The organism is Mesorhizobium sp. M0870, assembly GCF_040319775.1.
GTDB lineage: Bacteria > Pseudomonadota > Alphaproteobacteria > Rhizobiales > Rhizobiaceae > Mesorhizobium.
The window spans coordinates 59,391-72,772 of sequence record NZ_JAMYOI010000027.1 but is presented as its reverse complement, the minus strand read 5'-3'; the positions used below and the strand labels follow the sequence as shown (position 1 = coordinate 72,772).

The 13,382-nt window shown below is 63.0% G+C and carries 16 protein-coding genes, 1 tRNA gene and 1 pseudogene; 7 read left to right on the top strand and 11 right to left on the bottom strand.

The window, feature by feature from the left end; all coding sequences use genetic code 11:
* Positions 1 to 7: 7 nt before the first annotated feature.
* The 5 genes from NKH97_RS26490 to NKH97_RS26470 all read right to left on the bottom strand — a co-directional run bounded on the left by NKH97_RS26490 (position 8) and on the right by NKH97_RS26470 (position 3,894).
* Positions 8 to 706 carry an RES family NAD+ phosphorylase gene (locus NKH97_RS26490; RefSeq protein WP_352610832.1) on the bottom strand — a complete coding sequence of 233 codons (699 nt, stop codon included), beginning with the start codon at positions 704 to 706 and terminating at the stop codon, positions 8 to 10.
* Positions 700 to 1,122 (bottom strand): antitoxin Xre/MbcA/ParS toxin-binding domain-containing protein, encoded by a 423-nt coding sequence (locus NKH97_RS26485; protein WP_352610833.1) that lies wholly within the window; start codon positions 1,120 to 1,122, stop codon positions 700 to 702. Before NKH97_RS26485 ends, NKH97_RS26490 begins: the two co-directional genes overlap by 7 nt.
* A 300-nt stretch (positions 1,123 to 1,422) precedes the next feature.
* Positions 1,423 to 2,856, bottom strand: a complete 1,434-nt coding sequence (locus NKH97_RS26480; protein WP_352610834.1) for an aldehyde dehydrogenase family protein — start codon at positions 2,854 to 2,856, stop codon at positions 1,423 to 1,425.
* A gap of 159 nt (positions 2,857 to 3,015) precedes the next feature.
* Positions 3,016 to 3,399: an ACT domain-containing protein gene (locus NKH97_RS26475; protein WP_023809332.1), complete on the bottom strand. Its 384-nt coding sequence runs from the start codon at positions 3,397 to 3,399 to the stop codon at positions 3,016 to 3,018.
* A gap of 15 nt (positions 3,400 to 3,414) precedes the next feature.
* Positions 3,415 to 3,894, bottom strand: coding sequence for a GNAT family N-acetyltransferase (locus NKH97_RS26470; RefSeq protein ID WP_352610835.1), 480 nt, complete (start codon positions 3,892 to 3,894; stop codon positions 3,415 to 3,417).
* A 312-nt stretch (positions 3,895 to 4,206) separates the two neighbouring features.
* Here NKH97_RS26470 and NKH97_RS26465 point away from each other — a divergent pair.
* The 3 genes and pseudogenes from NKH97_RS26465 to NKH97_RS26455 form a co-directional block, all read left to right on the top strand.
* A pseudogene (locus tag NKH97_RS26465) lies at positions 4,207 to 4,323 on the top strand (cation transporter); the annotation flags it as partial.
* A gap of 394 nt (positions 4,324 to 4,717) precedes the next feature.
* Positions 4,718 to 5,095, top strand: a complete 378-nt coding sequence (locus NKH97_RS26460) for an ester cyclase (protein ID WP_352610836.1) — start codon at positions 4,718 to 4,720, stop codon at positions 5,093 to 5,095.
* Between the two features lie 139 nt (positions 5,096 to 5,234).
* Positions 5,235 to 6,290 (top strand): YeiH family protein, encoded by a 1,056-nt coding sequence (locus NKH97_RS26455; protein ID WP_128305589.1) that lies wholly within the window; start codon positions 5,235 to 5,237, stop codon positions 6,288 to 6,290.
* Between the two features lie 12 nt (positions 6,291 to 6,302).
* On the opposite strand, the gene msrC is transcribed toward NKH97_RS26455, so the two are convergent.
* From msrC to NKH97_RS26440, 3 genes are all read right to left on the bottom strand, one after another.
* Positions 6,303 to 6,800, bottom strand: a complete 498-nt coding sequence (gene msrC, locus NKH97_RS26450; protein WP_127271638.1) for a free L-methionine (R)-S-oxide reductase MsrC — start codon at positions 6,798 to 6,800, stop codon at positions 6,303 to 6,305.
* 259 nt (positions 6,801 to 7,059) lie between these two features.
* Positions 7,060 to 8,688 carry a chaperonin GroEL gene (gene groL / locus NKH97_RS26445; protein WP_128305588.1) on the bottom strand — a complete coding sequence of 543 codons (1,629 nt, stop codon included), beginning with the start codon at positions 8,686 to 8,688 and terminating at the stop codon, positions 7,060 to 7,062.
* 33 nt (positions 8,689 to 8,721) lie between these two features.
* Positions 8,722 to 9,084 (bottom strand): co-chaperone GroES, encoded by a 363-nt coding sequence (locus tag NKH97_RS26440; protein WP_023809340.1) that lies wholly within the window; start codon positions 9,082 to 9,084, stop codon positions 8,722 to 8,724.
* A 250-nt stretch (positions 9,085 to 9,334) separates the two neighbouring features.
* On the opposite strand from NKH97_RS26440, the gene NKH97_RS26435 reads away from it, so the two are divergent.
* Positions 9,335 to 9,583: a hypothetical protein gene (locus NKH97_RS26435; protein ID WP_352799081.1), complete on the top strand. Its 249-nt coding sequence runs from the start codon at positions 9,335 to 9,337 to the stop codon at positions 9,581 to 9,583.
* Positions 9,580 to 9,846 (top strand): DUF1488 family protein, encoded by a 267-nt coding sequence (locus NKH97_RS26430; protein ID WP_023809341.1) that lies wholly within the window; start codon positions 9,580 to 9,582, stop codon positions 9,844 to 9,846. The genes NKH97_RS26435 and NKH97_RS26430 overlap by 4 nt, the downstream gene beginning before the upstream one ends.
* A 28-nt stretch (positions 9,847 to 9,874) precedes the next feature.
* On the opposite strand, the gene NKH97_RS26425 is transcribed toward NKH97_RS26430, so the two are convergent.
* The 3 genes from NKH97_RS26425 to NKH97_RS26415 form a co-directional block, all read right to left on the bottom strand.
* Positions 9,875 to 10,066: a hypothetical protein gene (locus NKH97_RS26425; RefSeq protein ID WP_023809342.1), complete on the bottom strand. Its 192-nt coding sequence runs from the start codon at positions 10,064 to 10,066 to the stop codon at positions 9,875 to 9,877.
* 5 nt (positions 10,067 to 10,071) lie between these two features.
* Positions 10,072 to 10,275 carry a hypothetical protein gene (locus NKH97_RS26420; protein WP_023809343.1) on the bottom strand — a complete coding sequence of 68 codons (204 nt, stop codon included), beginning with the start codon at positions 10,273 to 10,275 and terminating at the stop codon, positions 10,072 to 10,074.
* Between the two features lie 190 nt (positions 10,276 to 10,465).
* Positions 10,466 to 10,541 (bottom strand) — tRNA-Cys (locus NKH97_RS26415).
* Positions 10,542 to 10,964: 423 nt separating this feature from the next.
* On the opposite strand from NKH97_RS26415, the gene NKH97_RS26410 reads away from it, so the two are divergent.
* Together NKH97_RS26410 and NKH97_RS26405 are read left to right on the top strand one after the other, a co-directional pair.
* Positions 10,965 to 12,008 carry a LacI family DNA-binding transcriptional regulator gene (locus NKH97_RS26410; protein WP_352773570.1) on the top strand — a complete coding sequence of 348 codons (1,044 nt, stop codon included), beginning with the start codon at positions 10,965 to 10,967 and terminating at the stop codon, positions 12,006 to 12,008.
* A gap of 62 nt (positions 12,009 to 12,070) precedes the next feature.
* Entirely contained in the window at positions 12,071 to 13,318 is a 1,248-nt protein-coding gene (locus tag NKH97_RS26405) for an ABC transporter substrate-binding protein (RefSeq protein WP_023809345.1), read from the top strand.
* The last annotated feature ends 64 nt before the right edge of the window (positions 13,319 to 13,382 follow it).

Sequence of the window (13,382 nt, the reverse complement as noted above, 5' to 3'; positions counted from 1 at the left end):
CCCACCATCAGGTGACGGCCAGCACCTTTCCCGTATCGTGCTGGCGCACGAAGTCCACGCGGGCGCCGTCCCAGTGGTAGCTGTAGTGGCGGCCCTGGACTGGAATGGTAATGACATCGGGCCAGAAGATGCCGATGCAGCCGCCGCCCGGCATGCGCACGCTGTTCCACACCAGCCCGTCGCTGCCTGCTGCCCGCAGCGCCCGCCCTTCCGCCTGCGAGGCGGAATAGTCGTCCGGGTCGAGCACGCCGGGCACGGCGTTGACGTCATCTAGGTCGCGGTCGACGCTGCCGATCAGCACGCGGAAGTCAGCCGTCCAGCCCGGTCCCTCGTTGGTGGCACGCATGAATTTCTGGTGGTGGTGGATGGTCTCGGCCAGCGCGACGTCCTCGCTGTCGCCCGCATAGTAGATGCCGTAGCTGCCATCCGAGAAGCGGCCTGGCCTCAGCGTCGAGCAGTGCACGAAGGGCGCCATCACGAAGCTGGCGCCGGGGCCGGAAACCCGCCTTGCGGCCGACACCTTGCCGAGATCGCCGATCTCGAACCTTATGCGCGGGTTTGTCTTCGCCTCGACGGCGGCAAGCGCCTCCCAGTCGCGCGGGTCGGCAATGTCCTCGAAGAGGTCGATGGGCGGATGGATGGAGCGGATGATGCGGAAGGTCTGGTGCCAATGGACGCCGCGCCGGACCGCAAGCCCACTCACCATGCACCACGCTCCGCATCGAGCCATTCGCGCATCGCCGATAGATCGGAAATTTCGCCGCGCAGCATCAGGTCGAGGGCCGACTGGCCGCCGAAGGTGGCATTGGGCTTGCGTATCCAGGCATAGCCGCGCGCCGGCTCCGTGAACAGATAGCGCAGGCCCTTGTGGATGCCCATCAGGTGCGCCATGCGTGTGCGAAGATCGCGGTCGATCCTGCCGACGCCGCCTTCCTTCGCCCCAGTCTTCCAACGCGCCCAGGTCCGCGCCGACATGCCGCCGAGCAGGATGCAGGCCTCCAGGTCGGTGAGATTCCAGGCCTTGAACAGGTTGACCGTGGTGCGCGCCAGCGCGCCAGCTTCTTCATCCGAGATAGCGGCTCCGACCGTGGCCGGCGTGGTGACGATGGACTGAAGCTGCATTTTGTGCCTCGCTATTGGCAGACATATAGCATGTATTTGCCAATTGGCAAGATAAGTCCAACCGCATCTTGATGGGAAGAGGATGGCGGGACGAGGCAGGGCTTGGGTTCCTCGCCCCCACGGAAGTGGGGGAGAGGTGGCTCGGCGAAGCCGAGACGGAGCGGGGGCGGCGCGGCCTTAGGTGATTTAGAGGGAACTTGCCAGCGTCGCAGCCCCCTCTCCGACCGCTTCGCGGCCACCTCTCCCCCGCTTTGCGAGGGCGAGGAACCCAAGTCCTGAAAGTCGCCGCCAGTACCCCGCCTACTCTGCCGCCTCATACCCTGCGATGCCCTTGATCTCGAGGAAATCCTCGAGCCCGTATTCGGCATACTCGCGGCCATTGCCCGACTGCTTGTAGCCGCCGAACGGCAGGCCGGCGTCCCATTGGGGATAGTTGATGTAGACATTGCCGGTGCGCATGCGCGCCGCGACTTCGCGCGCCTTCTTCATGTCCTTGGCCTGGATGTAGGAGGCAAGGCCATAGACGGTGTCGTTGGCGGTCTCGACCACCTCGTCGACGCTGTCGTAGGGCATGATCGCCAGCACCGGCCCAAAGATCTCCTCGCGCGCGATGCGCATGTCGTGGGTGACGTCGGCGAACACCGTCGGCCTGACATAGTAGCCGCGGTTAAGCTCGGCCGGCCGGCCTGGGCCGCCCGCCACCAGCGTCGCACCTTCATCGATGCCGGCCTGGATCAGGTCCTGGATCTTGTCGAACTGAACCTGGCTGACGACCGGGCCAAGCTTGGTGCCGGCGGCGTCAGCGGGGCCGACGGTGAACTTTTCCGCCGCGGCCTTGGCATAGCCGGCCGCCTCTTCATGGCGGTCGCGCGGCACGAACATGCGCGTCGGCGCATTGCAGGACTGGCCGCTGTTGCTGAAGCAGCCGGCGACGCCCTTGCTGACGGCGCTTGCGAGGTCGACATCCCCGAACAGGATGTTGGCCGACTTGCCGCCAAGCTCCTGGTGCACGCGCTTGACCGTATCGGCGGCGGCCTTGGCCACCAGGATGCCGGCGCGGGTCGAGCCGGTGAATGACATCATGTCGATGTCGGGATGGCTGGACAGCGCCTGGCCGACGCCGGGACCGTCGCCATTGACGAGGTTGAAGACGCCCTTCGGCACGCCGGCCTCGTCCAGGATTTCGGCGAAGATGATGGCGTCGAGCGGCGCGATCTCGGAGGGCTTCAGCACCATGGTGCAGCCAGCAGCAAGCGCCGGACCGACCTTGCAGGTGATCTGGTTGAGCGGCCAGTTCCACGGCGTGATCAGCCCGACGACGCCGATCGGCTCCTTGACCACCAGATGGTTGCCCTTGACGTTGCGGAATTCGAAACTCTTCAGCACGTCGGCCATCTTCTGCAGATGCGCAAGACCGATGCCGACCTGGCTGTCCAACGCCATCTGGCGCGGCGCACCCATCTCGCGGGACACAGCGACGGCAAGATCGCCACTGCGCTTCTTGTAGACCGCGATGATGCGGTTCAGCAGGTCGAGCCGCTCACCAACCTCTGTAAAACCAAAGCTGTTGAAGGCGCGCTTGGCGGCAGCCACCGCCTTGTCGACATCGGCCTTGGAGCCTAGCGAAATCTGCGCAAAGGCGTCCTCATTCGAGGGATCTATGACGTCCAATGTGTTGGGCACAACAGGATCGACCCACGCGCCATCGATATAGAATTGCAGATTGTGTGACATGGTTTTCTCCTTGGCCGCATGGCCGCGCCGGGCCGTCATATCTGGCTGGAGATAACGATGCACAAACGCCGCTGTCAAACGCAACCCCCGAAGTCGTTGAGCCAGTGCGGCAGTGATTGAGCCAGAGCGGTTGGGCCAGCGAGTAGTGGTGAGGATGGACTACAGCAAGATATGCCCGGCCTCGACCAGAAACCGCCTCGCGGCGGCCTGATCCGTCGCTTTCACCAACAGATGGTCACCATCGAAAGTGGACACCAGGAAGATGCCCAACCCGTTTTCCGACAACGGCCTGATAACCGACAGCACGATACCGGTTTCATCGAAGGCAAACGGGCCCTCGAGTTTGAAGGCCACCCAGTCGATATCCTGCTTGACGGCATGCGGCACGCGGTCCTGCAAGCAAACGATCGAAAGCTCGTCGTCAGTCCTTGTGATGCTGACGAAGCCTGGCCCGTCCGCCCAACCGGGAATGATCTCGCCCGCCTCCAGCCGGGAAACCGCGTAAAGCCCTAGAAGTTGCTTAAGCCTGACCCTGGCAGCCATTATCGAACTCCTTCGTCAGATTGCCGGTAATCCCGCGAGCCTCTTGCTCATATAGACCGTCATGCCGCCCATGAACGGCTCTTCCCGATCGATGACATAGCCCTGCCTCTTGTAGAGCGACACATTCGCCTCGAAGGCGCCATTGGTCAGCAGGCGAAGCTCGGCACGTCCTGCTTCGATTGCCTTGCGCTCGGCCAGCTCCAGCAACAGCCGGCCAATCCCTCTCCCCTGCGCATCCGGTGCCACGCAGACATTCTCGATCCAGAGGTGATCTGCGGCCAGGATGGTTTCGATCATCCCGACAATGCCGCCATCCTCGACGGCGAGATCGAACGGATGCTCGGCAACAGCCTTGTCGTAGTCGGCGCGCATAGGCAGCGGCTCGCGGCCGATCACCGGCACCCATTTGACATAGGCGGCACGAACGATATCCCGGATCGCGATGGCGTCAGCGGGCTCGGCGGGCCGAAGCCGGATAGAAGAATTGTTGGTCATCAAAGTGCTCCAGATATGAAAAACCCCGCCGGCGGTGTCGCGGGCGGGGCTGGAAACGAACGAACCGGATCTATCCTGCCGGTCTTTGTCGTCGCGCAATCAGTCTGCCGCTCCGCCCTGTGCAGGTGCGGCGTCGCTTGGTGTTGGCGGGCGCGAGGACGAACATGGCGCCAAGCTGGAACATGATGCGTGGCGCTGTCAAGGCGGCTGCTCGATCGGTAATGTCTCATGTCATGAATCGCTGCGGGCCTTGCGATAAACGGCAATTGATCGATGGACAAAATAGGACCGGAACGCTGAACAAGGGTGCGGATGGTTGCCATCCTGAACCTGGCCTATTTCGGGATCGAGTTTGCCGTAGCCGTCTGGATCGGATCGGCATCGCTGTTCGCGGACAGCATCGATTTTCTGGAGGACGCATCCGACAATCACCGCCGCCGACGGCCCGGCTTTCGCCGTCGAGATGCAGGGACGCGGCAAGCAACAATTACTGGGCCGGTTTCTCCCTCCCCGCGCAACACAGCCTGACCGCGCCTTCGGGAATCGTTGCCCCCGGCGGCCGGTGGGCGGCGCAATGCCCGGCCGATGGAACACCCTCCATCGCCGTCGCCGATATCCACACAAATCCGGCGGACCCGGCCCGGCCTTGGCGGCGGACGGCGCGGACGGGAATCTATCAGCCGCATCTGGTGGACGACGACCAGCGGAGCAACGACCGCGGCATGTTCTAGGCGGCGCGCCGGCAGGCGATGTCGCATCTGGACTGCACCCGCAGTCGTTCTATCTTTTTGCTCGACCCAGACCAAGCACCGGAGCCATCGCCGTGACCGTTACCGACCTCTATCGAGGCTACATCGCCTGCCTCAACAATCAGGATTGGCAAAATCTGCATCGCTTCGTCCATGACGAGGTCCACTACAATGGCGACCGCGTCAGGCTGGCGGGGTACCGCGAAATGCTGGAGCGCGATTTTCGGGAGATCCCAGACCTCTATTTCGACATCCAACTGCAAATCGCCGAACCGCCGTTCATAGCCAGCCGGCTCCAGTTCAACTGCACGCCGAAGGGAACCTTCTTCGGCCTGCCCATCAACGGCCGGAAGATCTCCTTCAGTGAGAACGTCTTCTATGAATTCCGCGACGACACAATCAGGAACGTCTGGTCGGTGATCGACAAGGCGGCGATCGAAGCGCAGCTTTAATCCAGGTCGGCCAGAAGATGACGCACAGCCAATGCCCGACCGATCGTTCGTAAAAACCGATCATTATGACGAAAATAATTCGTTGGAAAGATTATTTGAGGAATGGCATTCCTCCGGCACACCCGTCCGGAGCATTGCATTGTCTTCCATTTCCCACTTCGCGAACGATATTCCGAAAAGCGCTTTTCCTGCCGATCTGACACCAGGACGGAAATCCCTCAACTGGAATGGCATCGTCCCCGGCATCGTCTTGGTCACGATGATCACTGCGGTCGCCTTCTCGGCCCGCAATGTCTCCGGCTTCGCCTTGTTCAGCCCGATGATCCTGGCCGTCGTTGCCGGCATGATCTACTCCAACGTGCTGGGCACACCGGTGCACGCCAAAGCCGGTATCGCATTCTCGCAAAGGCGCCTGTTGCGCTTCGCCATCGTGCTGCTCGGCTTCCAGCTGACGCTCGGCCAAGTCGTCTCGATCGGCGCCGGCGGCGTCGGCATTGTCGCGGCCACGCTTGGTGCCACCTTCGTTTTCACCATCACGCTCGGTCGGCTGATCGGCGTCGACGCCAAGCTGGCGCAGCTGATCGCCGCCGGCACCTCGATCTGCGGCGCCTCGGCTATCGTCGCCACCAACATCGTCACCGATGCGCGCGACGAGGACGTCACCTACGCCGTCGCCTCGATCACCTTGTTCGGCACCGTCGCCATGCTCGGCTTCCCGCTCATGGCGCCCATGCTCGGCCTCGACCAGCACGCTTTCGGCCTGTGGGCCGGCGCCTCGATCCATGAAGTGGCGCAAGTCATCGGCGCCGGCTTCCAGAACGGCACCCAGTCCGGCGAGATCGCCACCGTCGCCAAGCTGACCCGCGTCGCCATGCTGGCGCCGATGGTCGTCGCGCTCGGCCTGATGGCGCGCCGCAGGAGCAGCAGTGAGGTGGCGGCGCGGCCGCCCATGCCGTGGTTCGTCGCCGCCTTCGTCGCCATCGTGGCGCTGAACAGCCTCGTCACCGTGCCGGCCGAGGTGAAATCGGCAATGGCGCTCGCCACCACCATCATGCTGACCATGGGGCTGGCCGCCATGGGCCTGCAGGCCGACATCTCGCAGTTGCGCTCACGCGGCCTGCGCCCCTTGGCGCTCGCCTTCTCGGCCTTCCTGTTCATCGGCTGCTTCAGCCTGCTGCTGGTGAAATTCGCCTAGTCTAAACCGGGCCTAGTCCTCGAACGAACTCGACGCGGCATAGATCGCCGCCAGCGTCTCGATGCCGGCCTGGTCGGCCTTGTCGAAGCGGCCGGGCAGCGGACTGTCGAGATCGAGCACGCCGAAGACGCCTTCATCGTCCTCGAGCAGCACCACCAGTTCCGAGCGCGAGTCGGCATCGCAGGCGATGTGGCCGGGAAAATCATGCACGTCCTTGATCAGCATCGAGGTGCCGAGTTCGACCGCCGTTCCGCACACGCCCTTGCCGACGGCGATGCGCACACAGGCCGGCTTGCCCTGGAACGGCCCGAGCACCATTTCCTCGTCCGACTGCAGGAAATAGAACCCGGCCCAGTTGAGGTCCGGCACCATCTGGAAGATGAGTGCTGCGGTGTTGGCGGCGTTGGCGATCGAATCGCGCTCGCCGTCGAGCAGCGCCTTAAGCTGAGTGGCGAGGTCGCGGTAGAACGCGGCCTTGTCTGAGGTATCGATGGCCTTGGCCGCAAACATGAACGTGTCTCCGTATCGAGGATAGCGGTTCGTCCGATCGCTTCACAAAGTCCCGGCGAGCTCCGCAACCAGGACGGCCGCCTGCACAGTCTAGCGTGGATTGCGTCCCCTCCGAAAGCCGCAAGATCAGGGGTGCCTCCCGGCGCTGAGCCGGACGGCAAGGCAGCTATGCGTAAACTTTGCGATCATCTTGAGAATCATGACGGCCCCGATCGGGGCCGTCATTCACCTCTCAAACAGATCGGACAAGTCCCGGGTTTTAGTAGCCGCCCATACCGCCACCGCCGCCCGCCGGGGCAGCGTCTTTCGGCGGAACGTCGGTGATCATCGCTTCGGCGGTGATCAGAAGGGCCGCGATCGAACCGGCATCCTGCAGTGCGGTGCGCACCACTTTCGCCGGATCGACGATGCCTGCCTTGATCATGTCGACATAGACCTCGTTCTGGGCGTCAAAACCCTGATTGTGGTCCTTGCTGTCGGTGAGCTTGCCGACGACGATCGAGCCCTCGACGCCGGAATTCTCGGCGATCTGGCGGATCGGCGCTTCGAGCGCCCGCAGCACGATCGTGATGCCGGCCGTGACATCGGCATTGGCGCCGGTCAGGCCGCCAAGTACCGAGCGGGCACGCAGCAGAGCCACGCCGCCGCCGGGCACGATGCCTTCCTCGACCGCCGCGCGGGTGGCGTTCAGCGCATCGTCGATGCGGTCCTTCTTTTCCTTGACTTCCGACTCGGTGACGCCGCCGACGCGGATGACGGCTACGCCGCCGGCGAGCTTGGCCAGCCGCTCCTGCAGCTTCTCCTTGTCGTAGTCGGAGGTCGTCTCCTCGATCTGGCCCTTGATCTGGGCGACGCGCGCCTGGATCGTCGCCTTGGTGCCGGCACCGTCGATGATCGTGGTGGTGTCTTTCTCGATCAGCACACGCTTGGCGCGGCCGAGCATCTCGATGGTGACGTTTTCAAGCTTGATGCCGAGGTCCTCGGAGATCATCTGGCCTGATGTCAGCACGGCGATGTCTTCCAGCATCGCCTTGCGGCGATCGCCGAAGCCCGGCGCCTTGACGGCCGCGACCTTGAGGCCGCCGCGCAGCTTGTTGACGACCAGCGTCGCCAGAGCCTCGCCCTCGACGTCCTCGGAGATGATCAGCAGCGGCCTGCCGCTCTGCACCACCGCTTCGAGGATCGGCAGCATCGCCTGCAGATTGCCGAGCTTCTTCTCGTGGATGAGGATGTAGGGCTCTTCCAGCTCGACGCGCATCTTGTCGGCATTGGTGACGAAATAGGGCGAGAGATAGCCGCGGTCGAACTGCATGCCTTCGACGACGTCGAGTTCGGTCTCTGCGGTCTTGGCTTCCTCGACTGTGATGACGCCGTCATTGCCGACCTTGTCCATCGCCTTGGCGATCATCTCGCCGACGCTGGCATCGCCATTGGCGGCGATGGTGCCGACCTGTGCGATCTCGGCCGACGACTTGACCTTCTTGGCGCGCGCCTGGATTTCCTTGACCACGGCGGAAACCGCCTGGTCGATGCCGCGCTTCAAATCCATGGGGTTCATGCCGGCGGCGACCAGCTTGGCGCCTTCGCGCAGGATCGAGGCGGCCAGCACCGTGGCGGTGGTGGTGCCGTCACCGGCGAGGTCGTTGGTCTTCGAGGCCACTTCGCGCACCATCTGGGCGCCCATGTTCTCGAACTTGTCGGCAAGCTCGATTTCCTTGGCGACGGTGACGCCGTCCTTGGTGATGCGCGGCGCGCCATAGGCCTTGTCGATGATGACGTTGCGGCCCTTGGGGCCGAGCGTGACCTTCACCGCATTGGTGAGGATCTCGACGCCGCGTAGCATGCGGTCGCGCGCATCGGTGGAGAATTTGATTTCCTTGGCAGACATGATTTTTATCCAGTTCGTTCGGAGAAAATGAGGTCAGGCAGCTTTCTTGGCGGCCACGGTCTTGTCGGTTGCAGCCGTCTCGCCCTTGTCGATGATCCCGGTCTCGCTCTTGTCGATGACGCCCATGATGTCGGCTTCCTTCATGATCAGAAGGTCCTCGCCGTCGATCTTGACCTCGGTGCCCGACCATTTGCCGAACAGGATGAAGTCGCCGGCTTTGACGTCGAGCGGAACAAGCGCGCCGTTTTCGTCGCGTGCGCCAGGCCCGACGGCGATGACTTCGCCCTCCTGCGGCTTTTCCTTGGCAGTGTCGGGGATGATGATCCCGCCCTTGGATTTGATATCGCCTTCGGCGCGACGAATGACGACGCGGTCGTGGAGTGGCCGAAATTTCATGGGAACTTTCTTTCTGGGGCCGGCACAGGCGGCCACGCCCCTCCTCTATAGACGCGCTGGCACTCGATAGATAGGAGTGCCAAAAATTATTCGCGGACCATATTAAATATTTAAAAGTATTATTTCAGCTGGCCGTTTCGTGATATCCGCAGAATGTCAAATAATTCAAAAGATTGAATTTTGCCGATCGAGTGCCTATTTATCGGACAAGTTCACTTTCACGATTTCAGGCACAAGGGAGATTTCTTCGATGGCCGAAAGCAATCAGACGATCATGGAAAAAGCTGAAGCCCGCTTTGTCGACAAGCAGAAGAAGACAGCGGAGAAAAACAAGGCGACCGCCGAATATATGTCCGAGGCAAGAGCCAGGGAAATCAAGACGGCAAGGCTGAGGGAGCTTCGGCTGGCCAAGGAAGAGGCCGATCGTGTCGCCGAGGCCCTCAATCCGACGCCGAAGAAGAAGCGGGTGACCAAGAAAGCCACGGAGGCCAAGACATGAGCCTCACCTTTCCCAACCGCAGCCGCAGCTATGACGAAGCGGGCCAGCGCATTCGTTTCGTTGGCCATGACGGCATGTTCCAGATCTCGTTTTCCGTCGCTGCCGACGCCATGGCCAAGATGCGGCCGGGCACAGCTGCCGACGAAGCCGGTTATCTCCAGACATTCGACACCGAGAGCAGCGCCATCCGCGAGGTGGCGTCGAAGGCCTATGACCGCACCCGCAAGAGCATGTATGTGCTGACGGCGGCCGATTTCGGCTGAAATGGCGGCGAGTTGGCGCTGACCGCGATCAGGTCTTGCGCTCGGCCCTTTCGCGGCGTCTGACGTCGCGGACATTCATCTGCACGACCATGTCCTCGGCCTCGCGCGGCCCCATCCCGACCATCACCTTTTGCCGGACAACCGCAGGCTGGCCGGTGAAGACATCGATGATGCTCCAGCTCTGGGGAAGCTCCATGCGCAGCGTGTAGCGGTTGGCCATGGCGGTCAGCCTTGCATCGTGAAAAACACGGCGCCCAGGATCAGCACCGTCCAGGCGACGACCGACAGTTTCAGCACCATGCCGCCATGCACGGCCAGAAGCTTCCGCAGGTGCGGCACACCTGCCGACGAGACCGGTGCCGCCGCCAAGGCGACAGGGGCCTTGAGGCCAAGTTTTCCAAAGACGGGCAGCAGCGACGGTTCACGCACGAAAGGCCTCGAATGTCAGGGAAAAGCGAAGCAATTACGCTCGCACCCCTTCCATAGCACTCTTTTCGCGAGCGCCTGCATGCCAAATTCAAGACAGGACTGCTTTGACGGCCAGTCCGTACTGCCTTCGCAACACACAATCTATTCGTGGGAATTGACTGCGCCCGGGGCAGATTGGGACGCCAAATTTTGGAGGCCTCGCCTCGGGATCGAACCGAGGCTTCAGAGATTTGCCGTCTCCAGCGTAGCCGCTCCGCCACGAGGCCATGGCTGTGAAGTAGCGGCCAAATATTTACGGAAAGGTTAATCCCGAGGGATTGTTCAGAATTTTCGGGGTCGAGTTTCAGAGCGTTCGCCAGCCAACCTTGCCGGGTCTCGCTTCCGGCGCAGAGTTGAGATCCTTCACGCCCCAAGCGGCAGCCCGCCCCGTCTCGACCGAGGGCCTCCAGCACTGCGACTGACGTTCTTCCCCTGAGCTACGCGCTTCCGAGGCTGCTTTTACCCCGCGTTGCATTTCGGAGGAGAGGAGCGGAGGCCAACCAACTTTTCCCCTTGAACAGCGATTCGATCTGGCTTAGCTTCATCTGAGAAAAGGTTTTCTCAAACAATCGTCGTCGGGCTCGGCCACCTGCCGGGCCTTATCCGGCTCGGTAAGAGAAAACCTTTTCCCAACCAAGGATCTCGGCGCGATGCCATCGGACGATCTGCCTGTTCCGGTCTTTTCCAAGCCAGTCACCTTGCGTGACGTGGCCGCGCAGGCCGGAGTCAGCGTCGCCACCGCATCCAAGGCGCTCAACAGCCAGGGCCGAATGACAGCCGAGACGCGCGAACGCATTCGCGAGACCGCCCGGCGGCTTGGCTTCCGGCCCAACAGCCTGGCGCAAAGCCTGCTCCGGCGCCGTAGCTTCACCGTCGGCCTGCTCACCAACGATACCTATGGCCGCTTCTCGCTGCCGCTGATGTCGGGCATTTCGGACGCGCTGGTCGACAATGGCGTCTCGGTGTTCCTGTGCAATGTCGAGGAGGATCCGCGGCTGGGCCAGATGCATGTCGACGCCATGCTCGACAAGCGCGTGGACGGCATCATCGCCACCGGCAAGCGCATCGATCGCCATCTCCCCGTCGACCTCTCCAATCTGCGCGTCCCGGTGATCTATGCCTTCACGCAGCCAGATCCCGACGCCGTCGCCTTCGTCTCGGACGATGTTGGCGGCGCCCGGCTGGCCGTCGAGCATTTCTGCCGGCTGGGCCGCAAGCGCATCGCTCACGTCACCGGGCCGGCGAGCTTTGCCGTGGTGCACGCGCGCGTCCAGGCTTACCGCGACGTGCTCGTCGAAAACGGCCTGACGGTCAGCGAGCCGCTGCTCGGCTCCTGGTCGGAAGCCTGGGGTCACCAGGCGGTTGCGCAACTGTTCGACGGCAAAAGCGAAAGGCCGGACGCGGTCTTCTGCGGCAACGACCAGATCGCGCGCGGCGTCATTGATGCTCTGCGCGAACGCGGCCTCGACGTACCCGGCGATGTCGGCGTCATCGGTTTCGACAATTGGGAGATCGTGGCCGAGGCGACGCGTCCGCCGCTGACCTCCATCGACATGAACCTGGTTGCTCTCGGGCGCGAGGCCGGGCTGACCCTGCTTTCGCTGGTCGGCGGCAAGCCCGCCGCGCCGGGCATTCGAAAACTGCCGTGCCGGCTGGTGGTGCGGCAGTCATGCGGCCATCCGCTGGATGGCTGAAACCAAGCGCCGCGCAATCGGCGCCAAGCCGCGGAGCGCGGCCAACCCTGGAGGAGGAGAACATGAGGAACCTTATTGCCAAACTGGCCCTGGCCGCTGCCGTTCTGGGTGGCGGCATCGGTGCCGCGGCCGCCGAGACGGCCAACATCTGGGTGCGCGCCGACGGCTCGAATTTCATGCCGAGGATCGTCGACGCCTACAACAAAGCGCACACCAACCAGGTCAAGCTCGACATCATCCCCAATGCCGAGATCATCCCGAAATATGGTGCCTCCGCGGCCGGCGGCACCGCGCCCGACGCGCTGTCGCTCGACCTGATCTACACGCCCTCCTTCGCCGCCGCCGGCCAGCTGGAGGACATCACCGACTGGGCCAAGTCCCTGCCCTATTTCTCGAGCCTGTCGCCTGCGCATGTGAAGACCGGCACCTACAAGGACCACATTTACGGGCTGCCGTTCTCCGCCGACGCCTCGGTGCTGATCTGGAACAAGAAACTGTTCAAGCAGGCTGGCCTCGACCCTGAAAAAGGCCCTGCCAACTGGGCCGAGATCGCGACCGACGCCGAGAAAGTCAACGCGCTCGGCGGCAACATCAAGGGCTTCTACTTCTCCGGCAATTGCGGCGGCTGCAACATCTTCACCTTCACGCCGCTGATCTGGGCGTCGGGTGGCGACATCCTCTCGGAGGACGGCTCGAAAGCGACGCTGGACAGCCCGCAGCTGCGCGGCGCCATCGATCTCTACCGCTCGATGGTCAAGAAAGACCTGGTCCCGGCAGGTGCGCAGACCGACACCGGCGCCAACTTCTTTGCCGCCTTCGCCGCCGGCAATATCGGCATCTCGCCGTCCGGCGCCTTCGCCATCGGCGCGCTCAACACCCAGTATCCCGATGTCGACTACGGCGTCACCTTCCTGCCGGGCAAGGACAGCGGCTGGTCGTCCTTTGCCGGCGGCGACAATTTCGTCGTCACCAAGGGCACCACGAAACTGCCCGTGGTGAAGGAGTTCCTCGATTTCGCCTATTCGCTCGAGGGCCAGACCATCCTCGCCAAATACGGCAGCCTGCCGGTGCGCGGCGACATCGCCAAGGAGGCACTGAAGGACCTCGATCCACGCTATCAGATCGCCGCCGAGGCCATGGCCAAGGGCAAGACGCCCTATTCGGTGGTGTTCAACGACCTGATCAACTCCGCCAACGGGCCGTGGACGCAGATGATCAACGAGGTCTTCTTCGGCGACGATGTCGATGGCGCCATCGCCAATGCGCAGGAGACGATGCAGTCGATCATCGACCAGGCGCCGCAAAAATAGCGGCGGCCTACCCGGCCACCCGCCCGTCTCCCTGGGCGGGTGGCCGGCGCGTTCTTTACCCTCC